This window comes from Bifidobacterium sp. ESL0790 (assembly GCF_029395435.1).
Taxonomy (GTDB): Bacteria; Actinomycetota; Actinomycetes; order Actinomycetales; family Bifidobacteriaceae; genus Bifidobacterium.
Window position 1 is genome coordinate 1263337 of sequence record NZ_CP113915.1, and the last position, 20327, is coordinate 1283663.

A 20327-nucleotide genomic window follows, 5' to 3' on the forward strand; every position below is an offset into this window, starting at 1 on the left:
GAATAACCCCTCGGCGGAACTTTCGTGCCGCCTTCGCGCGTGGCGTTACCGGCCTGGGCGGCGCGTCGCGGCTATACCGTCTGCGAGGGCGCCAGCGGCTTCATCTCGGGCATGTCGGGGTTGCGCAGCTCCTCGGGCCCGTTGGACCAATCCGTCTCGCCGGCGATGGCCGGACCACAGTTGAATTCCGTGAGTTTCCACGCATAGGTACCGTCGGGCCTGGCCGTGGGTTTGAGCGTGGACCAGAAGGCGTTGGGGATGTTGCCGAGCTCATCGACCTCGGCGTCCATGCCCAGCAGCGTCTCGAGCGTGGCGGCGATGAACGAGCCATGGCTGACGATCATCAGCGTGGTGGGCGTCTGGTCGGCCGCGTTCTGCGCGATGAGGCGCAGCACCGCCTCGGCCCCGCGACGTCCGACCTCGGCGCGCGATTCGACGCCGTACTTGGACTCGCCGCCCTGGTGGGCGCGCCACGAGCGGTAGGCCTCGGCGTCCAGTTCGCGGATCTCGTCGCGGGTCATGCCCTCCCAACTGCCGAAACTGCGCTCGCGCAGGCTTTTGTCAAGGGTGACGGGCAGGCCAAGGATGTCGGCGAAGGCGTGGGCGGTCTGCGAGGCGCGGAAAAGGTCGCTCGACATCACTTTCATCGCCCGTCCGCTGGCCGGCGCCTTCTGGTATTCGTCGATCTCGCTGCGTTTCGCCGCCTGCGGGCCGGGTTGCGCGAGCAGCTCCGGATTGCGCGCGATATGGCTCACCTTGGCCCAGTAATAGCGTTTCGCCAGCTCGAGGCCGGACTGGTCGACCTGCCATTGGCCGATGATGTCGAGCGGCACGTCGACCTGGCCCTGCAGACGGTGAATCACATTGTATGACGTGCGTCCATGGCGCAGCATAATCACTTCATCGATCATTCGTTCCCCCTTGTTGCTTCGCACCCACGCGCATGGCGCAAGGCGCGGCATATGCCACCATTGTGCCGCCGGCCCACGATGTACGACATGCGGGCATCATGGGCCGGCCAAGCCGAGATCGTCCGTCAATATCTGGCGGACGGCGAATTGCAGAGAACGGGCAGCGAGAGCGACCGGACCGCTACTTGCGCTCGTTGATGGCGGCTATTCCCTCGACGTCCGCGGCGTAGAAGCGCTTGAGGTCGCCGGCGAACTTCCTGATGCTTTCGGGGGCGGTGTAGAGCATGTGCCCGGCTGGATAGTACGTAAAAGCGATGTTGCGGCGCAACGGGGCGGGCAGACCCATGTGATCGATGTCGTATTCGGTCTGGTTGAACGGCGTGCACAGGTCGTAGATGCCGTTGCCGATCATCACCTTGAGCGTCGGCTCGCGGGCGATGGCGGCGGCCAGGTCGGCGGTGACGGTCGGGAACGGGATGTGCGGGCCCCACGAGCTCAGGGCGCCTTCGGGCAGCGTGTGCCACCAGGTCCAGCCCTTGCCAGGCTCCATGGACTCCCAGTCGAAATCGGCGAAGCCCTTGCGCTCCTCGTCGCCGTCCCAGCCGAGCTCGTCGCGCAGGTAGGCGTTGGCGACGCTCGAATAGGCCGGGTCGAGGAAGGAGTCGTCGACCACGAAGGTCTCCTCCTGGGCGGTCTTGTCGAGGTCGAAGCCCTTGGTGCGCCCGTCGTAGCGGCCGACGATCATGCTCTGGTCACGCAGCAGCTGCTTGCGGAAGCGCATGTCGACCACGCGCAGGTTGGAATCGTAGACGTATTGGGCGTCGATCCCGGTCAGCTCGGCGTAGCGCTCGGAGACCTTGCGTTTGGTGGCCTCGTCGAGCCGATCGCCGGCGGCCAGCGCCTCGCGCAGCTCGCCGTTGGCGAAGGTCCGGGCGGCGTTGAGGTGGTCCTCGATGCTCACGCCCTGCCCGGCGCGTCCGTGGTAGTGGGCGACGTCGGCGTAGGTGGGGAAATAGCCGATATAGAACTGGTCGGAGGTGTCGAAGGTGAAGGCATAGTCGAGGATGTTGGAGATGAGCACCAGGCCGTTCAACGCCACGCCGTCGCGCTGCAGACGGTACGAGAGAGCGGCCCCGCGTGTGGTGCCATAGGACTCCCCCAGCACGTATTTCGGCGAGTTCCAACGATGGAACCGGGTGAGGTAGGCGCGGATGAAGGCGCTGAAGCCCTTCACGTCGCCGTCGACCGAGTAGAGCTCCTTCTTGGCCTTCTCGGCGATCTGCGAGAACCCGGCGCCGGGGGCGTCGATGAAGACGATGTCGGAGAACGGCAGCATCGTGCAGGGGTTGTCGTCGAGGCCGTAGGGCGCGGCGGGCACCGGCGCGGCGTCGGGGATGCTGATGCGGCGCGGGCCGAGCGAGCCCATCATCAGGAAGGTCGAGGACGAGCCGGGCCCGCCGTTGAAAATGAAGGTGACCGGACGGGTGGTGTCCACTTCACCCGCCTCGTCAGTCAGTTCGAAGGCGCTGTAGAAGACGCTGGCGGCTGGCTTGACGTCCTTGGTGTCGATGGTGATGGTGCCGACGGTGGCCTGATAGCGCAGGGTCTCGCCGTTGAGGTTCATGGTGTGGCTGGTGGTGTGCTCGCCGGTCGGGCGCAACTTGGTTTGGTCGGCGTCACCCATCTTGCACGTTTTGCCGGCCTCGCCGTTGCCTTGCGTGCACTGGCACACACTCCCTTTATTCGTCATCGTGCCGTTCGACTTCGTCATCTCGTCCATGCCGCGCCCTCCCTTTCGATCGTCTGAGCAATACCGTCCAGCTTAATGCCAGGGATACCGGCCGCCGATGGCCAGTGCGGAATATGAAAAAGGCTTCCAAGGAAATCCTTGGAAGCCTTACCGGTGGAGCTAGGGAGATTCGAACTCCCGACCCCCTCCATGCCATGGAGATGCGCTACCAGCTGCGCCATAGCCCCGGTCTTGTTTAAGTTGTTGGCTCCTTGCGAAGCCTTAGATAGCTTACATCAATCCCGCAGGAACGCAAAACCGGCGTGTCGAAACGTTCTTTGCCGGCCCGGTTTCCGCGACTTTTCAAGGCTTTTGCGCAGGTAAGCAAAAGCGCCGATGAGACGGAAACCAACAAATTGGCATGTCTCATCGGCGCATTGACCGCATCCCGAAACGATTCGTCGCGGGCTACTTGCTGACGGAGCCGCTGGCACCCGAACCGGTGCCGGACGACGAGGAGCCGCTGCCCGTCGAGCCGGACGAGGAGCCATCGCTGCCGGTCCCCGAGCCCGTGCCGGTGGATCCGGACGAACCGGAGGTGCCGCTTCCCGTGCCGCTTGAGCCGCTACCGGAGCCGCTGCCCGTGCCGGTGGATCCGGAGCCGGACGTGGACGAGGAGCCGCTGCCGCTGGTGGAGCTGTCGGCGCCGTTGGACGAGGTGCCGCCGTTGGTTCCGGACGTGCTGGAATCGTTCTGCTTGTTGGTGCTGCTGCCATTCGTGCCGTTGGACGAGCCGTCGGAATACGTGCCGTTCTTGGACGAGTCGTCGCTGGGCGTCTGCTGCTGGCTGGTGGGCGCCTTGACGATGTTGCGCACCACGTCGTCGGTGCCCTGGCCCTTGGTGGCGAGCATGATGACGCCGGCGGTGATGCCCACGGCCACGAGCGCGCTGACCACCGCGATGATGATGGCGATGCGCTTGTTGCGCTTCTGCACCTCCGAGTTCGTCTTGCCGGCGATGGCCGCGCCGCGACGGTTCTGGACGGCCTTCCCCGCCTTCGTCTTCGCCCCTGGGCCAACAGGCTTCATGACGGTGGTCTTGCCCCCGTCGGCCACGGCCGGCATCACGCGGGTCTTGCCATAATCCTTGCCGACGGCATCCTTATCCTTGTCTTTCGCGTCGCTCTTGTCGCCACGCGCGAGCTGGGCGAGCCCCGACGTCTCGTCGCCTCCCAGCGTACCGACCGCGCTGGAGCCGATGACGCGGGTGCGGTCGTCCGCCCCGGCATGCGTCTCCTCATCGTCGTCACCGCCATAGGGCGTGGCGGACTGGAGCTTCTTGCCCGACTCCTTGAGCACGTTCTGGTAGATCTGCGAGGCCACGGCCGAGACGATGGAACCTATCGCCACGCCGATGACGGAACCCGCGATGCCGATCTTGGCGGAAAGCAGGAAGGAGGTGACGGCCGCCAGCGCGCCCGCGACGATCTGAGAGATCGATATCCCCTTGAAAAAATTCTTCATAGTAAAGCCCAAGAGTAACGGAAAAAATGAGGAAACGCTGGGAGATTTTTGAAGTCCCGCCGAATGCTCACAACACACGCACGATGTTCGCCCAAGGTAAATTTCGCGACGACGCAAGCTCCACTGACAAGCTCGACAATTTCACTTGAGCACACGGTCCTCGACGCGGCGCACCAGTGAGACGAACATGGACTTGTGGAGGATGGAGAGCAGCACCGCGCAGAAGATCAGCGCGAACCCGATGAACAGGGTGAGGCTAACCTGGGCGTGCCAGAAGACGATCGAGAAAAGCTCCGAGAAGAGGCTTTCGGTGCAGAGCACGATCGAGGCCGAGGCGGCGGAGACGTGCGCCAGGCCCACGTTCTGCATGATCTGGGCGAGCGTGGTGGCGCCGAGGAAGAGGTAGATGAAGCTGACGACGATGCTGGGCTTCAGCCATGCCATGCTGGGCGCGGGCTCGGTGAGCACCGCCCCGGCCAAAAAGAGCACGCAGGCCACCGCGAATTGCAGGAACGTGACGGCGATGGCGTTGAATCTCTTGGAATAGATGCCCAGATAGGTGAGGTTGAACGAGAAGACGACGGAGCAGCCGATGGTCAGCAGGTCGCCTTGCGACAGGGCCAGGGAGACACTGCCGGGCTTCAGGGCGATGAAGCCGACGCCGAGCAGGCAGATGACGCCGGCGAGCAGGTTGATGATATAGGGGCGGCGTTTGACGACCAGCCAGGCCACGAACGGCGTGAGCACGCAGTAGGCGGCGGTGAGGAAGGCGCTGCGGCCCGGGTCGATGGTCTTGAGGCCGTAGGTCTGCATCACCATCGTGCCGTAGTAGGTGACGCCGACCACCAGGGCGGGCACGATCATGTGACGGTTGAGCGCGGGGATGATGCTGCGGTGGAAGAGGATGAGCATGACCACGCAGGCGCCGCCGGTGCGCAGGCCCATGAGCCATTGCGGCGAGATGGCGGTCATGGCCACCTTCGCCACCAGATAGCTGCCGCCCCACAGCGCCGCACAGCACAGGAGCATCAGGCGCGCGAGGTTGGGCGGGAAGTTGCGCGACATGCGGCTTCGTAGGCCCTGGAACCCGCGGCGGGTCTCGTAGATGGGATGGTGGAACGCGGCGCTGGCGAGCTCGGGGCTCACACCCAGGTGCGCGGCGACGGATTTGATCGGTCTGACGATGGATATAGGTCTCGCGCCGGGTATCGGCTTCAGGAAAGGCCCGGATTTCGCGGCGGCGTTTGGCTTGGCGGAAACCGGCTGGCGCGCGAAGCCGCTGCATGACACGGAGACCTTCGGGTTGTCGGATTGCCCGGGCTGACCACAAGACGCGGTGTTCTGGGATGTTGCGGTTTGGCTTGAAGATTTGGATTCACTCGGATTCGCGGCGTTGGCGCAAACATGGGGATTCGCCGACGATCCAATGCCTGAATTCGCCTCGCGACTTGTGGAGCATGCGGAGGTACTGGTAGCAATACTCATGTTGCTGGTCTCGGCCGCAGCGCCTGAATAATCCGTGGAGTCGCCTGTCTGTCGAAGGCCGCGTTTGGCCGCAGCCCCCACACCGGTATCAGCCGTGCCGCCCTGAGCCAACGTTCTCTCCCTTGTTGCCAGCCGTCGTGACATGTGCCACATAGCGAATCGTGCCATCGACCGCGACGCGCGAGCCACAATATCCGCTCCGTCGTCCCAACGATTCGATTCGATATGCCTTGATTTCAAAGATAATCGCCGCATCACACGCAACACGCCTGAAATGACGAGGAACATCACGTCGGAATGAAGATTTCACCCGTTGGTCACAAAATCCAAAATCCCGTCCGGCAGCAGGCCTGCCATACGAGTCCGCGAGAGGCCGCCCCAAAGCCCCGGCGTTCGGTGAGCTAACTCACAGCCCATTCCCAGTGAACAGCCGCCGCACGACGTAAGATGAAACCAATAAGAAAAATCAACGAAAGGAAACAACATGGCAACCTTGACCCCCGAAATGAAGGACTTCATCGCCAACAACCTCGCGTGGATCGCCACCGTGAGCAAGGACGGACAGCTCGACCTCGGCCCGAAGATGTCGATGTTCGTGCTCGACGACAACCACCTGGCCTACCACGAGCGCACCGCCGGCCAGCACTACCGCAACCTTGAGGACGGCAGCCAGCTCGTCATCTGCTTCGCCAACCTCGAGAGCAAGAAGGGCTACCGCTTCCGCGGCAACGTGACCCTGCACTCCGACGACGCCATCTACGACGAGCAGGTGAAGGTCGCCGAGAAGAACGGCACCAAGAAGCCCGCCTGCATCCCCGTCCTCGAGATCACCGAGATCCAGGACCTCTCCGCCGGCGCCAAGGCCGGCACCACCATCAGCAAGGACTGAATGGCGGCAATCCCAAGGGGCGACGCCTCTGTTTGAGGGATGACAACACCAATCGAGGGTTCCGGAGCTTCCGGAGCCCTCGATTTTCATATGCGCACGCAGCAAATCAGCGCGTCAACCTTGTTCATCAAGTCGTCTTTTAATCATCGCTTCATCAATATAATGATTCCTTTTTAAAAACGTTTGACGTCGACACGCCAAAACACAGCGGAACCGCCTGACATTTTCCGTCGATTTCGGTATATATGAATACGTAAAGACGTAACTTATCTATTTAAATATGTGGTTAATATTCATCGTTTCGTCGAGATGGTTCTTGCAGTGACGAATACGCCATGTGTTTGCTTGTAAAGGAGCCAGGCATGTGCCGCGTATTCTCCATGGACCTTGATTGGGACGCCATCGGCCACGATTTCGGCGTCGACGATGACCAGATTTCGCACGAGACGCTGCCGATGCGCACCTTCGCCGTGAAGCCGAAGCAGACCATCGCCCTGGTGGCCCAAGGCAAGAACGGCGTGCGCCACCTGCGCGGCGCCAACTGGTCGCTCATCCCGCGCTCCAGCCCCAACGAGGCCCTCCCCTTCCAGACCTACAACGCCCGCGTGGAATCGGCGCAGTACCGGCCGTTCTACTGCGACTCCATGCACTGCATGCGCGCCATCATCCCCGCCTCGGGGTATTTCGAATACAAAAGCCACCGTCCGCACTATTTCCATGCCCCCGATGATTCGCCACTCTCGTTGGCCGGGCTCTACTCGTGGTGGCGCCCCAACCCGGCGACGCCTTGGAAGCTGACGGCGACGGTGATCACCTGCGCGGCCACCGAGGAGTTCTGGGAGATCCACAAGCGCATGCCGCTGCTCATCCCCCGCGACAAGACCGACCTGTGGCTCGACCCGGCCACCGACGGCGCCTCCATCATCAGGGGCATGCGCGATGCGGGCTACGCGGTCTCGGAGAAGCTCATCTACCACGAGGTGTCCAAGATCGAGGGCGACGGGCCGCAGATCATCCAGCCATTGAGCCATGAGACGCCGCTGAGCCTGTTCTGAGCGGGATTGCGGACTGCGGGATTGCGACAGTTGGTTTTTGACGTATAGCAGCTATCGCCAATAGTTTGCAATAGCGCTTAATAGGTAAATAGACATTCGGAAATCGCCAGCCCTATATGTCTATATACAGGCATGTGGAATTTTTGCCTCCAAACGCGGCCTGAAATCCTGAATCACTCGCGCTCGTGATGCTCGACATGGAGTAGAAGTTGGCCGTTCTCATAGATGTCGGCGTACGGCCGCGGGTCAAGATTCAAATCAACGTGCAGACTTGGGGCGTGACCGCCGCCATCACCAGTGGCCGCGCCAACGCCACGCGCGGTGACATCGTAGGAATAGCGACGGTTGTCGACCAGGGTCGGGGCGCTCGTCGCGTCCAGCAGCCACGGGCGCGAACGACGCAACGCCGCCAGCTGGCCGGTGAGCCGGTACATCCACTCCCCCGTCTTGCCCAAGCCCTCGGGCGTCTCCGGATATTCCGGACGCACGGCGTCATCGCCACCCACCCCGTCGGTTTTAAAACCCTTCATCGCGCGTTCGTCGCCATAGTAGACCGAGGGCGTACCGCCAAGCGTAAAAAGGATGGTGGCCGCAAGCGCGAGCCTCGGCGGGTCGATCACACTGGCGATGCGGGTGACGTCGTGGTTGCCGATGAAGGTCTGCGGCGTGAACGTGGCGAGGAAGCCGTTATGGCGTTTGAGGCACCAGTCGAGCTCGTAGAAGTTGCCGTCCTTGAGGCTGCTCCAGATGGCCTTCCAGAGCTCGTATTGGGTGACGGTGTCCATGGTCGAGTCCCTGACAATTTTCGGATAGTCACCTTGTATGGCCTCGCCCATGAACCATGCGCGCGGAAAATCGCGGCGCACACGAGGCAGCACTTTGGCCCAAAACGCGGCCGGCACGGTGGTCGAGGCATCGAGCCTCCAGGCATCCACGCCACGGCGCATCCAGTGCTCCATCACGTCCACCACCAGGTCGGCGACGTGCGGCGAATCGTGGTTGAGGGCGGGGAGGATGGCGTGGCCCTCGAACTTCTCGTAATCGAGCTTGCCATCCTCGCCGACGCTGAACGTGAACATGTCATCGTCGCGATGGCTTGGCTGGCCTCCCGCCTCCAGCTCGGCCTGGGCGCGCTTACGTTCGGCCTGGAATTCGGGGAAAGCCAGGCCCACGTGGTTGAAGACGCCGTCGAGCATCACCGCGATGCCCCGCTCATGACAAGCTCGCACCAAGGCGTCGAAGGTGGCATCATCGCCGAGGCGAGGATCGATGCGGTAGAAATCGGTGGTGTCGTAACCGTGGGTGTCGGAGTCGAAGATCGGGCCGAGCAGCAGCCCGTCGCACCCCATGCGGCGCATGTAATCAAGCCAGTTCTCGAGGCGTGAGAGCCGGGGCACCATGTCGCGCTGCGTGTCGTCGTCGGGGCGGACGGGGGCCCCGCAGAACCCCAAGGGGTAGACCTGCCACCAAATACGTTGGCTCATGTCACGCATAGCGCACCCGCTTCCCTCTACGACACCGTGATCTTTCGGCTCCCACCACCTTATCAGCCACGCCAGCGAGCCGGAATTCGTTGGCTTACGATGAACGGCTTGAGTCCTCGGCAGAACACCGCTGGCCATATGGTTTCCACCAGTACTGCTTGAAATGATTTAGAACAACGTAAGCAGAGCAGACTTCACCGGAACTCATATAAAAACGACGAAACCCGACCTAGGTGAAGGTCGGGTTTATCGAAATCAGCAATCGTCCAGGAAAATTGAGACCCAAAACGATGTATGCAAAGCTGTGTACTCACTCAGAGCTTGGGGTGCTCCCATTCGTCGGTGTCGGCGATGGCCGGGCCCTTGTCGTAGTCGGTGAGCGCCCAGCGCAGCGGCTTGCCCGGCACCGCGATTGGAAGCAGGCGGGCCCAGTGGGCGTTGCGCATGGAGAAGATGACGTTGTTGGCGTCGCCCTCGCCGGGGATGGCGAGCAGGGTGCGCACGGTGTCGGCGATGCACGCGCCGTGGGAGAAGACGAACAGGTCGGTGTCGGGCTTGGCCTTGCCCACCCATTCGTTGATGGCCTCGGCCGCGCGGGCCCCGACGTGCAGGTCGGGCTCGACGCCGTGCTTGAGCGCGCCGTCCTCGCCATGGATCCACGAGGTGAAGTCCTCGGCGTAGCGCGTGGCGATGTCGCGGGTGTACATGCCCTCCCAATCGCCGTAGTTGCGTTCGCGCACACGCGGCTCGGGGTGCACCTCGGCGCCGATGAGGTCGGCGAAGGCGTGTGCCGTGGCCTCGGCGCGCCCCAGGTCGGAGGCGATGACCAGGCGCTGGCGGTCCTCGTCCTCGACACGGTCGACGTAGAGCTCCTTCAGGGCCTTGCCGGTCTGGTGGACCTGCCAGTCGCCAATCTCGTCGAGCGGGATGTCGACGTTGCCCTGGATGCGCCCGGAGGCGTTGTATGCCGTGCGTCCATGGCGCACGAGCGTCAGGGAGCGCACATGGACGTTGTTGTCAAAGAGCGTGCTGAAATCCATTGTCGTTCACTTTCCTCGGTGGCCCTTTGGCGGGCCAGGGGATCAATCGTTGTCGGCGGAGATGTTGGCCTTCGCGTCGTCGGGAGCCGCGGGAATCTGAAGGTCGATCTGCGGGCAGTCCTTCCACAGGCGCTCGAGGTCGTAGTATTCGCGCTCCTCCTCGTGCATGATGTGGATGACGAAATCGCCGTAGTCCAACAGCACCCAGCGCGCCTCCTCGAGGCCCTCGCGGCTGCGAGGCTCGAGCTTGCCGCCCTTGGTGTAGAGCTCCTTCTCGACCTCCTCGGCCACGGCGAGCACCTGGCGTTCGCTGGAGGCGGTGGCGATGAGCATCGCGTCGGTGATGGCGATGGGGCCGGTGACGTCGAAGGCGACGATGTCGGTGGCCTTCACGCGATCGGCGGCCGCGGCGGCGAGACGCAAGGCGTCAATGGAACTTTGCAAAGCTGACATATAAGATCAACGCTCCCATTCGGGCTTCCAGCCCTCTACTACGTGTTGTGTGTTTTCCGAATATACCATCGAGTCGTCCGGCACCGCGTGGCGGATGACCGAGCCGGCCCCGGTGGTCACGCCGTCGCCCACCTCGACGGGCGCGACGAAGAGGTTGCCGGCGCCCACGTGGACGTTGGAGCCGATGCGGGTGCGGTTCTTGTGCACGCCGTCGTAGTTGGCGGTGATGGTGCCGCCGCCGACGTTGCTGTGCTCCCCCAGCTCGGCGTCGCCGACGTAGCTCAGGTGCGGCACCTTGGTGCCGTTGCCGATGTGGGCCTTCTTCATCTCCACGAACGCGCCGGCCTTGGTGCCCTCCCCGAGCTCGTTGCCCTGGCGCATGTAGGTCCACGGGCCGATGTTGGCGTTGGCTCCGATATGCGACTCCTGCACGCGGCTGCGCTCGACGGTGGCACCGGCGTCGACCTTGGCGTCAATAAGCGTGGTGTATGGCCCCACGACGGCGTCACTGGCGACGACGCTGTGGCCTTGCAGGAAGCAGCCGGGCAGCAGGGTGACGTCCTCGGCAAGCTCCACGTCGTCCTCGATCCATGTGGTGCTGGGGTCGAGAATCGTGACGCCCTCGCGCATCCAGTGCTCGCAGATGCGGCGGTTGTGCGCGCGGGCGAGGTTGGAGAGCTGCACACGGTCGTTCACCCCTTCGACGCTCAGGGCGTCGGGGGCGGTGAAGGCACCGACCTTGCCGGTGGCGCGCGCGGTCTCCAGGGCGTCGGTCAGGTAGAACTCGCCCTGCGCGTTCTTGGAATCAAGGCCCTGGATGGCGCTGGCCAGCACGGCGGCGTCGAAGACGTAGACGGAGGTGTTGACCTCGTGGACGGCCAGCTCGCTACTGTTGGCGTCCTTCTGCTCGACGATGCGCAGCACGCCGCCGTCGCTGTCGCGGATGATGCGGCCGTAGCCGGTGGGGTCGGCGAGGTTGGCGGTGAGCACGGTGGCGTCGTTGCCGCTCTGGGTGTGGAAGTCGATCAAGGCCTGCAGGGTGACCGTGTCGAGCAGGGGCATGTCGCTGGCGGCGATGAGCACCGGTCCCTCAAGCTTGCCGGCCTCGCCCAACTGACGCATGGCGCACTGCACCGCGCGGCCCGTACCGGGGATGTCGTCCTGGTTGACGATGGTGACGTGCTCGTCATAGCCGCGGGCGGCTTCGGAGACACGATCAGCCTGATAGTGCACCACGACGGCGAGGGTCGCGGGGTCGAGCGCGCCGACCGATGCCATCACACGCTCGAGGAACGTCTTGCCGGCCAGGCTGTGCAGGACCTTCGGCTTGGAGGAACGCATGCGGGTCCCCTCGCCCGCCGCGAGAATGATTGCTGCTGATAATGCCATTGCCACTCCAATTCCTGGCTGCCACGCGCCCGGGCGTCGCCCGCCATGAACGCGAATCGGCTGGTCGGCCGTTTTCACGACCAGCCAGCCGACTGTTGAAGTTCCTCCACCTGGATTCGAACCAAGACTAAGGGTTCCAAAGACCCGTGTGCTGCCTTTACACCATGGAGGAATGGCCTGAATCGTCAGGCTCGGGTTTCCATTATGCTGTCACCGGCTGACAAAGACCGCCGGCGTGGCGCGGCGATCCGCACGTCGTGCGAGGTCTTGCCAGGACCGGCCAAAGCCGCCGCGCGATCAGGCGAACAGGAAGCCCTGGCCGTGGTGGACCGGGTAGGTGTCGAAGAGCTTGGCCACGGATCCGTCCTCGAAGACGGCGTTGATGGCGCTGGCCAGCAGCGGGGCGATCGACAGGACGGTCAGGCCGTCCCAGCGCTTGGCGTCGTCGATCGGCACGGTGTCGGTGAGCACGACCTCGCGTGCGCCGCAGTTCTTGAGGCGGTCGACGGCGGGGCCGGAGAGCACGCCGTGGGTGGCGACGACGGTGACCGACTTCGCGCCGGCCTCCTTGAGCACGTCGCAGGCGCCGACGATGGTGCCGGCGGTGTCGATCAGATCGTCGACCAGCACGCAGTCCTTGCCCTTGACGTCGCCGACCACGCGGTTGGAGACGGCGTGGTTCGGGCGGTTGATGTCGCGGGTCTTGTGCACGAACGCGAGTGGGCCGCCGCCGAGGCGCTGCGCCCACTGCTCGGCCACGCGGATACGTCCGGCGTCAGGCGAGACTACGGCGACATTGTCGAGATTGCCCTCGAATCGGTCGCGGATGTAGTCGACGAGTACCGGCATGGCAATCAGATGGTCGACCGGGCCGTCGAAGAAACCTTGGGATTGCGCGGCGTGCAGGTCGACGCTCATCACGCGGTCGGCGCCGGCGGTGCGCAGCAGATCGAAGACGAGACGGCAGGAGATGGGCTCGCGGCCCAGGTGCTTCTTGTCCTGTCGGGAATAGCCCAGAAGCGGGCAGACGGCGGTGATGGAACGGGCGGAGGCGCGCTTCAAGGCGTCGATCATGATGAGCTGCTCCATGATGGCCTTGTTGACGTCGTCGGCATGGCTTTGCAGCACGAAGACGTCGGCCCCGCGCACCGATTCCGTGTAGCGCACATACATCTCGCCGTTGGCGAAGTCGTATGCGGTGGTCTCGAGAACGTCGATGCCGAGTTGGCTTGCGACGTCCTGCGCCAGCTGGGGATGCGCCCGGCCGGTGACGAGTATGAGATTCTTATCGGGCTTTCCTTCGAGGATTGCGCTCACCATGTCTCCAAACGTTAGCGTTTGCACGAACCGTGACCCATACTAGCCAGCCAACGCGACGGGCGTGCGACATGCCCGCCCCACCTGTCTGGATGGCCGGACGGACGACCGGAACACACGTCGGCTGGGCGGCTTTCGGGATTCACTGCGCCGTTGCGGATATTGCCGACCGGAGGCCCCGTAGCCTCACGACTTTTTCTGGATCGGCCCCGTCTGCTGGTAGAGGCCGTGCTTGGCGATGTATTGCACCACGCCGTCGGGCACGAGGTACCAGATGGGCTCGCCCTCGAAGGAGCGCTGGCGCACGTCGGTCGAGGAGATGGCGAGCGCGGGGATCTCGAGGGTGTCGACCTTGGCCTTGAGGCTCGGGCGCAGACGTTCGGGACTGGTGTAGCCGGGCCGGCTGACGGCGACGAAATGCGCGAGGTCGAACATCTTGCCGGCGTCCTTCCAGCTCAGGATCTCGGCGACGGCGTCCGCCCCGGTGATGAAGAAGAGCTCGGCGTCGGGATAAAGCGCGTGGATGTCCTGCAACGTGTCGATGGTGTAGGTGACGCCAGGACGGTCGATGTCGACGCGGGAAACGGTGAACTTGGGGTTGGAGGCGGTGGCGATCACCGTCATCAGGTAGCGGTCCTCGGCGTTGGTGACGGTTTTGTCGAGCTTGAAGGCGGGGCGGCCGGTGGGCACGAAAATCACCTCGTCCAAGTGGTAGACCCATGCCACCTCGCTGGCGGCGACCAAATGGCCGTTGTGGATCGGGTCGAAGGTGCCGCCCATGATGCCGATGCGGCGCAGGCGCTTCATGGGGTGACGCGTCGGCACACGGCACGCCAATTCCACCTGTGGGCCGGTCTCGAGGGAAAGCTCCGACATCTTGCGGCCTTGCACGGCCTCATCCTGCTTCGAGGCCATGCTCACTTGCCCTCGTGTTTGGCGTCCGGAGCGCCATCAGAGGCGGCCGCCTTACCGTCGGCCTTGGAACCATCCGAACCGGCGCCGGAACCGTCGGTCTCGTTGGCGTCGCGCTGCTCGTCGGCCTTCTCGGTCTCCTGCTCGATGGCCTCGACGGTGGTGTCGTGCTCCTTCAAATCGATCTTGTCCATGTCGTCGTCCCATTCGTCCTGCACGACGTGGCGGATCTCGGCGTAGGTGGGGATGGGGAAATCGGGCTGGTAGAGCCGGCGGATCGAGGCGACGCATTCGGTGGCGCGCACCAGCAGGTCGGTCATCGTGTCGACATCGCCCTCGGCTTCTTTGGCGCTGAACCGGGCGATGTAGCCCTCCATCGAGCGCAGGCGCTCCTCGACGGTCTGGCGTCCGGCCTCATCGAGATCGGCGATGTCGTCGGCGTCCATCTCGGGCCAGCCGATGAGCACGGCGTCGGCGTATTCCAGGCAGGCGCGCTGGTCGGCGGTGGCGATGCCGTCCTCCACCTGCACGAGGAAGACGTAACGCACGATGGCCAGACGCTCGGAGGCGATCTTCAGGCCGATCCGTGGGTTGTTGACGTCGATGCCGCGTTCCTTGGCAAGCTCGTAGTCGACGTGCCCCTCCCCCGCGCCGGCCTCGCCCTTGGCTTTCAGAGCGGTGGCCGCGCCGCCGTCGGTGGTCTTGGAACCATCGTTGGTCATGGAATCATCGCTGATCTTCACGCCGTTGTCGTCTGCCATGTCGTCACCTTCCATTCGTTTCCGTTCCTTCTTTATTTACGTACTTGACCGGTGCCGTAGCCGACCCATTTGGTGGTGGTCATCTCGGTCAGACCCATGGGGCCACGCGCGTGCAGTTTCTGCGTGGATATGCCCAGTTCCGCGCCGAAGCCGAACATGCCACCGTCGGTGAAGCGGGACGAGGCGTTGACCATGACCACGGCCGAGTCGATGAGCTTGGTGAAGCGCTCGATGGCCGAATAGTCCTCGGAGAGGATGCATTCGGTGTGGCCGGTGGAGTGGGTGTTGATGTGCTCGATGGCCTCGCCTAAGGAATCCACAACCTTCACGCCCATACGCAGGGCGAGGTATTCGGTGTCCCAATCCTCATCGGTGGCGCGCACCATGTTGAGGCCTGCTACGTTTGCGTTTTCGATGATGCCGTAGGCGGTCTCGTCGGCGTGGAGCTCGACGCCCGCGTCGGCCAGGGCGGTGGCGGCGATCGGCAGGAACGCCTTGGCCACGCCTTTATGCACGATGAGTTTCTCGGCGGCGTTACACACCCCGACCCGTTGCGTCTTGGCGTTGAGAATGACGGGGATGGCCTTGTCGAAATCGGCCGAGGCGTCGACGTAGATGTGCACGTTGCCCGCGCCCGTCTCGATCACCGGCACCTTGGAGTTGCGCACGACGGCCTGGATGAGTCCGGCTCCCCCGCGCGGCACCAGCACGTCAATATGGCCGCGCGCCTCCATCATCGCCGTGGCGCCCATGCGCCCGAACCTGTCGACCGAGGCGACCAGCGCCGGATCGAACCCGGCTTCGCGCAGCACGCCGCCGATGACCTTGAGCGTGGCCGCGTTGGTATGCTCGGCCTCGTGGCCGCCACGCAGCAGCACCGCGTTGCCGGACTTGATGCACAATGACGCCACATCAACAGTGACATTCGGCCGGGCCTCGTAGATCATGCCGAACACGCCGATCGGCACACGCACCTGGCTCAGACGCAGGCCGTTGGGCAGCGTGGAGCCGCGCACCACCTGGCCCACCGGGTCGGCGAGCGTGGCCACATGCCGCACGCCCTCGGCCGCCGCGGCGACCCTGGCCCCGTCGAAAAGCAGCCTATCGAGCTTGCCCTCGCTCATCCCGGCCTCGCGGGCGGCGCGCATGTCCTCTTGGTTCGCCTCGGCTATCCCGGCCTTGCCGGCGTCGAGCGCGTCGGCCATGGCGAGCAGCAGCGCGTTCTTGCGGTCCGCGTCGGCGTTGGCGAGCTGGCCCTGCGCCCGTCCCGCAGCATCGGCCATGGCGCAGACGTCCTCGAACACCTCGGGGTCGAGCGACGCCACGTTCCTGCCACCATCATCAACCATGCGCACATACCCCTTTATTGTCTTGCCCATAACGTTTCACGGCATCGTGCGGCTCCCCACCATCGGGTCTGCAGGGCGCGACGGCACCCGGCCACTCTGGCTGAACGCGGAAGACACGACGCTTTTGCCTCGATTGTATTCCCTGGCGCGGTCTAAGAACCGCCCGATACCACGCTTAAAGAGGATATGTGGCTTTTGCCACACTTCACATCCACAGGATTCGGCTTCCGCATGGCGAAACGGTTTGTGGACACGCCTCGGGCCATGCCATCCGTTGCGGTTAGACTGGTGGCTTGTATCGAACGCCCACCAATCCGCACGAACGAGGCACCGGCATGACCACCACTTTTCACAGCACACGCAGCACCACCGACGCGCTGACCAGCCGCCAGGCCATCCGCCAAGGGTTGGCGAGCGACGGCGGGTTGTTCGTCAGCGACGAGCTGGACGAGACGAAGGTCGACGTGGCGCAGCTGGTCGGCGAACCATATCAAGCCATCGCGCGTCGGGTGCTGGGCGTGCTGTTGCCCGATTTCACGGTTGCCGAACTCGACGAATGCGTCGGCGCGGCCTACGGTCCGCAATGGCTGGACCCGGCGATCACCCCGCTGAAACCCTTGGGTGATGACTATATTCTTGAGCTCTTCAACGGGCCGACCAGCGCGTTCAAGGACGTCGCCTTGCAAATCCTGCCGCAGTTCATGGCGCGCACGACGGCCTCGACGGCCATTTCTACGGGTGCATCAGACGGCAAGAGCAGCGGCAAGGAGAAGGTCATGGTGTTGACCGCCACCTCGGGCGACACCGGCAAGGCCGCGCTCGCCGGGTTCGCCGACACCGAGGGCACCGGCATCACCGTCTTCTACCCCGAAGGCAAGGTCAGCGAGATCCAGCGCCTGCAGATGACCACCCAGGTTGGCTCCAATGTCAACGTGTGCGCGGTCAAGGGCAATTTCGACGACGCCCAGAGCGCCGTCAAGGCCATCTTCGGCGACAAGGGGCTGGCCAAAAAGCTCGAGGACGGCAACCATGTCACGCTCTCCTCGGCCAATTCGATCAACGTCGGCCGCCTGGTGCCGCAGGTCGTCTATTACTTCTCAGCCTACGCGCAGCTGGTGGAGCGCGGTGCGATCAAGGTGGGCGATCCGGTGGAGTTCGTGGTGCCCACCGGCAACTTCGGCGACATCCTCGCCGGTTACTACGCCAAGCGCCTCGGCCTGCCCGTCGGCCGGCTCACCGTGGCCAGCGACCGCAACAACGTGCTCTTCGACTTCCTGACCACCGGCACCTACAACCGCGAGCGCCCGTTCTTTGAGACCACCTCGCCCTCGATGGACATCCTGGTCTCATCGAACCTCGAGCGCATGCTCTATTACTTCTCAGATGGCGACACTGAGCTTATCAGCTCGCTGATGGATGACCTGCAGACTAAAGGATCGTTCACCATTCCCGCTTCTTTGCTCGACCGAATCCGCACGCTGTTCTCCTGCGGCTGGGCCGACGAGGATGAGGTCAGCCAGGCCATCGCCGACTGCTGGAACGACAACCATTACGTCATCGACCCGCACACCGCCTGCGGCTACCATGTGCTGGGCCAGACGGCACGCAAAGAAGCCATGCCGCGCGTGCTGCTGAGCACCGCCAGCCCTTACAAATTCCCACGTGTGGTCGGTGAAGCGCTCGGCCTCGACACTTCCGGCAGTGATTTCGCGTGCATGGATCGCCTGGCTTCCGCCACCGCCACCACCGCGCCGAAGAACCTGCGTGGTCTCGAAAACGCCGCGGAACGGTTCACCGACGTCATCGCCATCGACCGGATGCGCGATTATGTCGGCGACGCCTCACGGCGGCTCTAGATTCGAGCCAAGTCCATGGCCATGCAGCCGGCTGAAATAGTAAGTCGGCTGTAAGGCTCGGATATCGAATATCTGACGATATTCACATTTCCTTATGTTCGTAAATGCTGACGGACGCCAAGCAGGAGACCACGAACAGCACGATGGCGATGAGGATCCAGAATACGGATGTCCAAGGCATGGGCATGACGACCGAGAACAGCTTGAAGCTCATGATGCCGTTGATGTATCGGTTCGGATCGAGCGACATGAGCAAGACCACCGCCATCAGCACAAGCAACATCACGATGGCAGCCTTCCGGGCGTCAAAACGATAGCCGACGGGCAGCACCAGAGCGTTGAAGATGATGCCCACGACCAACTCCAGCAGGCTGGCGGCGAACACGAACAGGGGATAACCCGGCAGATACATGATGGACATGCACACCAGCTGCGCCACAAACGTCATCATGAGCAACAGGAACACGAGGAAATACCTGGCGACCACCTGGTTGAGGCGAGTTGCTGGCAACATTCCGTTGAGCGGCCCGCTGCTGGTCTTCTTCTGGTAGGCGGAAAGGTAAATACCGGATGTCGCCGGCATGATGAAGAAGATGGCGAAGACGATCGCCCCCACCAGACCGTTCCTGGTCAGGCGGGCGATGATCGACAGGACCAGCGCGAGCGCCAGCAATGCCGGGGCGGACAAAGCCTTGTTGATCTGCGTCAGGCGAAACCAATCGAGGCGGAGCGCCTTGCCTATCTGTTCCGAATCCATCGTTACTCCCCCTCGCCGCTCAAGTCGGCGGAATCGACATTGGTCAAACGGATGATGTCGTCGATGGACACCGGATCACAGACCAATCCTGGGCCATCAAGCAGCACCCGCAGGGCGACATCCCGGTGGACCAACGCCTCGAAATCGGTGTCGAAGCGACGAATCCCCACGGCGTCTTGCTCGATGGCCCCGATCTTGTCCAGCTCGCCCTTGACAAGGCGGAACTCCCCTTCGAACTCGTCCTTGGGCCCGGTGTAGTACAGCCGGCCTTTGGTGATGTAGGTGATGAGGTCCGCGACATGCTCGAGGTCGGCGGTGATGTGGGTGCTGAAGAGCACGCTGTGCCGGCCGTCGGCGACGTATTGGCGCAGGACGTCCATCACCTTGTCCCTGGCGAGCACGTCCAGGCCGATGGTCGGCTCGTCCAGAATCAGCAGCTTGGCGTCGTGGCTCAGGGCGGCGGCGAGCATCAACGTCATCTTCATGCCCCGCGAGAGATCCTTGACCTTCTTGCCCATGTCAAGGCCGAAATGCTTGGCATATCGCTGAAAAGCCGCCTGATTCCATGTGTCGTACATGCCCGCGATGACCTTCCCGGCCATCTTCACGGTCCATGTCTCGGAGAAGTAGCCGGTATCGAAGACGACGCCAAGCTCGTTCTTGATCTTCGCCTCTTCGGCGAGGTTGTCGAGGCCGAGCACGCTGATCGAACCGCCGTCGCGATGGATCATGTTGAGGATGAGTTTGATAAGCGTGGTCTTGCCTGCGCCGTTAGGGCCAATCAGCCCCATGATGCGGCCCATCGGCAGGTCAAAGGTCACTGGCCCGAGCGCAAAACCGGAACCATAACTCTTCGTCACCTCGACGACGCTCAACGCCATGGGCTCGGCGGACTCGTTTGCCTGCCCATCGGGTGAACTCGCCTTATCACCCAACGCGGTGGGAGCAACGTTCTGAACAGCCTGTTCATCGAGCGAATTTCCTTCGTCGCTCAACGCCATCGGCACAGCGGACTCTCCTGTCAGATGATCGGACGACTTCCCCTCGTCACCCAACGCCGTATGCTCATCACTCTGCGCTGCCGGCTGGTCGGGTGAACTCCCTTCGTTGCTCAGCACCATGAATTCATCGCTCTGCTCATTCTGCTTATCGGGTGAGCCTTCCCCGTCGTTCAACGCAGCGGGAACACCGTTCTGCCCCACCGCCTGATCGGGTGAGATTCCATCATTATCCGCCGTCGGCACCGCTGATGACTCCTCCGCCATGACCCTCCCGCTTTTGCTGGCTCTTGGCAGCAAACCGATTGACACCAGTCAACATGCCATTACGAACAACAAGCTTAACATGACGAAAGGCCAACCAGTCCAACGCTTTCCAACCTCCAAGTGCATCACAATCGACACCTCGTAAAACGCC

17 protein-coding genes and 2 tRNA genes are annotated in these 20327 nt (G+C 63.3%); 3 read left to right on the plus strand and 16 right to left on the minus strand.

Features of this window, described 5'->3' with window-relative positions; all coding sequences use genetic code 11:
* Positions 1-71: 71 nt before the first annotated feature.
* The 5 genes from OZY47_RS04730 to OZY47_RS04750 all read right to left on the minus strand — a co-directional run bounded on the left by OZY47_RS04730 (position 72) and on the right by OZY47_RS04750 (position 5760).
* The gene (locus tag OZY47_RS04730) at positions 72-911 is read right to left on the minus strand and encodes a histidine phosphatase family protein (protein ID WP_277177210.1); all 840 of its coding nucleotides are present in this window, start codon (positions 909-911) and stop codon (positions 72-74) included.
* Positions 912-1092: 181 nt separating this feature from the next.
* Positions 1093-2691, minus strand: coding sequence for a carboxypeptidase (locus OZY47_RS04735; protein WP_277177211.1), 1599 nt, complete (start codon positions 2689-2691; stop codon positions 1093-1095).
* A 124-nt stretch (positions 2692-2815) separates the two neighbouring features.
* Positions 2816-2888: transfer RNA gene (locus OZY47_RS04740), tRNA-Ala, on the minus strand.
* Positions 2889-3108: 220 nt separating this feature from the next.
* The gene (locus OZY47_RS04745; RefSeq protein ID WP_277177212.1) at positions 3109-4164 is read right to left on the minus strand and encodes a hypothetical protein; all 1056 of its coding nucleotides are present in this window, start codon (positions 4162-4164) and stop codon (positions 3109-3111) included.
* A gap of 141 nt (positions 4165-4305) precedes the next feature.
* Complete coding sequence (locus tag OZY47_RS04750; protein WP_277177213.1) at positions 4306-5760, minus strand: DMT family transporter; 1455 nt, start codon at positions 5758-5760, stop codon at positions 4306-4308.
* 373 nt (positions 5761-6133) lie between these two features.
* Between OZY47_RS04750 and OZY47_RS04755 the strand changes: the two genes are divergently transcribed.
* On the plus strand, positions 6134-6538 hold the full coding sequence (locus tag OZY47_RS04755) for a pyridoxamine 5'-phosphate oxidase family protein (RefSeq protein WP_277177214.1): 405 nt from the start codon (positions 6134-6136) through the stop codon (positions 6536-6538).
* 362 nt (positions 6539-6900) lie between these two features.
* Positions 6901-7593, plus strand: coding sequence for an SOS response-associated peptidase family protein (locus OZY47_RS04760; RefSeq protein WP_277177215.1), 693 nt, complete (start codon positions 6901-6903; stop codon positions 7591-7593).
* A 173-nt stretch (positions 7594-7766) separates the two neighbouring features.
* On the opposite strand, the gene OZY47_RS04765 is transcribed toward OZY47_RS04760, so the two are convergent.
* From OZY47_RS04765 to OZY47_RS04805, 9 genes are all read right to left on the minus strand, one after another.
* Positions 7767-9077 carry an alpha-amylase family protein gene (locus OZY47_RS04765; RefSeq protein WP_277177216.1) on the minus strand — a complete coding sequence of 437 codons (1311 nt, stop codon included), beginning with the start codon at positions 9075-9077 and terminating at the stop codon, positions 7767-7769.
* Positions 9078-9391: 314 nt separating this feature from the next.
* Entirely contained in the window at positions 9392-10117 is a 726-nt protein-coding gene (locus tag OZY47_RS04770; RefSeq protein ID WP_277177217.1) for a histidine phosphatase family protein, read from the minus strand.
* Positions 10118-10159: 42 nt separating this feature from the next.
* Positions 10160-10570 (minus strand): ribosome silencing factor, encoded by a 411-nt coding sequence (gene rsfS, locus OZY47_RS04775; RefSeq protein WP_277177218.1) that lies wholly within the window; start codon positions 10568-10570, stop codon positions 10160-10162.
* Positions 10571-10576: 6 nt separating this feature from the next.
* Positions 10577-11959 (minus strand): bifunctional UDP-N-acetylglucosamine diphosphorylase/glucosamine-1-phosphate N-acetyltransferase GlmU, encoded by a 1383-nt coding sequence (gene glmU / locus OZY47_RS04780; protein WP_277177219.1) that lies wholly within the window; start codon positions 11957-11959, stop codon positions 10577-10579.
* A 101-nt stretch (positions 11960-12060) separates the two neighbouring features.
* Positions 12061-12131: transfer RNA gene (locus tag OZY47_RS04785), tRNA-Gln, on the minus strand.
* A 125-nt stretch (positions 12132-12256) separates the two neighbouring features.
* Positions 12257-13279, minus strand: coding sequence for a ribose-phosphate diphosphokinase (locus tag OZY47_RS04790; RefSeq protein ID WP_277177220.1), 1023 nt, complete (start codon positions 13277-13279; stop codon positions 12257-12259).
* Positions 13280-13462: 183 nt separating this feature from the next.
* A complete protein-coding gene (gene nadD / locus OZY47_RS04795) occupies positions 13463-14191 on the minus strand; it encodes a nicotinate-nucleotide adenylyltransferase (protein WP_277177221.1) in 729 nt (242 codons plus the stop codon).
* Positions 14192-14193: 2 nt separating this feature from the next.
* A complete protein-coding gene (locus tag OZY47_RS04800) occupies positions 14194-14793 on the minus strand; it encodes a phosphoribosylglycinamide synthetase (protein WP_277179161.1) in 600 nt (199 codons plus the stop codon).
* A gap of 188 nt (positions 14794-14981) precedes the next feature.
* Positions 14982-16298 (minus strand): glutamate-5-semialdehyde dehydrogenase, encoded by a 1317-nt coding sequence (locus OZY47_RS04805; RefSeq protein WP_277179163.1) that lies wholly within the window; start codon positions 16296-16298, stop codon positions 14982-14984.
* 335 nt (positions 16299-16633) lie between these two features.
* Here OZY47_RS04805 and thrC point away from each other — a divergent pair, with 335 nt between their 5' ends.
* On the plus strand, positions 16634-18154 hold the full coding sequence (gene thrC / locus OZY47_RS04810; RefSeq protein ID WP_277177222.1) for a threonine synthase: 1521 nt from the start codon (positions 16634-16636) through the stop codon (positions 18152-18154).
* An 82-nt stretch (positions 18155-18236) separates the two neighbouring features.
* On the opposite strand, the gene OZY47_RS04815 is transcribed toward thrC, so the two are convergent.
* Both OZY47_RS04815 and OZY47_RS04820 read right to left on the minus strand, forming a co-directional pair.
* Positions 18237-18911, minus strand: a complete 675-nt coding sequence (locus OZY47_RS04815) for an ABC-2 transporter permease (RefSeq protein ID WP_277177223.1) — start codon at positions 18909-18911, stop codon at positions 18237-18239.
* Positions 18912-18913: 2 nt separating this feature from the next.
* Positions 18914-19792, minus strand: a complete 879-nt coding sequence (locus OZY47_RS04820) for an ABC transporter ATP-binding protein (protein ID WP_277179165.1) — start codon at positions 19790-19792, stop codon at positions 18914-18916.
* Positions 19793-20327: the final 535 nt, after the last annotated feature.

What these genes read in the sequence shown, in the direction of transcription:
- OZY47_RS04730 (WP_277177210.1), bottom strand. Translation starts at nt 911, where the DNA reads ATGATCGATGAAGTGATTATGCTGCGCCATGGACGCACGTCATACAAT.
- OZY47_RS04735 (WP_277177211.1), bottom strand. Translation starts at nt 2,691, where the DNA reads ATGGACGAGATGACGAAGTCGAACGGCACGATGACGAATAAAGGGAGT.
- OZY47_RS04745 (WP_277177212.1), bottom strand. Translation starts at nt 4,164, where the DNA reads ATGAAGAATTTTTTCAAGGGGATATCGATCTCTCAGATCGTCGCGGGC.
- OZY47_RS04755 (WP_277177214.1), top strand. Translation starts at nt 6,134, where the DNA reads ATGGCAACCTTGACCCCCGAAATGAAGGACTTCATCGCCAACAACCTC.
- OZY47_RS04760 (WP_277177215.1), top strand. Translation starts at nt 6,901, where the DNA reads ATGTGCCGCGTATTCTCCATGGACCTTGATTGGGACGCCATCGGCCAC.
- OZY47_RS04765 (WP_277177216.1), bottom strand. Translation starts at nt 9,077, where the DNA reads ATGAGCCAACGTATTTGGTGGCAGGTCTACCCCTTGGGGTTCTGCGGG.
- OZY47_RS04770 (WP_277177217.1), bottom strand. Translation starts at nt 10,117, where the DNA reads ATGGATTTCAGCACGCTCTTTGACAACAACGTCCATGTGCGCTCCCTG.
- rsfS (WP_277177218.1), bottom strand. Translation starts at nt 10,570, where the DNA reads ATGTCAGCTTTGCAAAGTTCCATTGACGCCTTGCGTCTCGCCGCCGCG.
- glmU (WP_277177219.1), bottom strand. Translation starts at nt 11,959, where the DNA reads ATGGCATTATCAGCAGCAATCATTCTCGCGGCGGGCGAGGGGACCCGC.
- OZY47_RS04790 (WP_277177220.1), bottom strand. Translation starts at nt 13,279, where the DNA reads ATGGTGAGCGCAATCCTCGAAGGAAAGCCCGATAAGAATCTCATACTC.
- nadD (WP_277177221.1), bottom strand. Translation starts at nt 14,191, where the DNA reads ATGGCCTCGAAGCAGGATGAGGCCGTGCAAGGCCGCAAGATGTCGGAG.
- OZY47_RS04805 (WP_277179163.1), bottom strand. Translation starts at nt 16,298, where the DNA reads ATGGTTGATGATGGTGGCAGGAACGTGGCGTCGCTCGACCCCGAGGTG.
- thrC (WP_277177222.1), top strand. Translation starts at nt 16,634, where the DNA reads ATGACCACCACTTTTCACAGCACACGCAGCACCACCGACGCGCTGACC.
- OZY47_RS04815 (WP_277177223.1), bottom strand. Translation starts at nt 18,911, where the DNA reads ATGGATTCGGAACAGATAGGCAAGGCGCTCCGCCTCGATTGGTTTCGC.
- OZY47_RS04820 (WP_277179165.1), bottom strand. Translation starts at nt 19,792, where the DNA reads ATGGCGTTGAGCGTCGTCGAGGTGACGAAGAGTTATGGTTCCGGTTTT.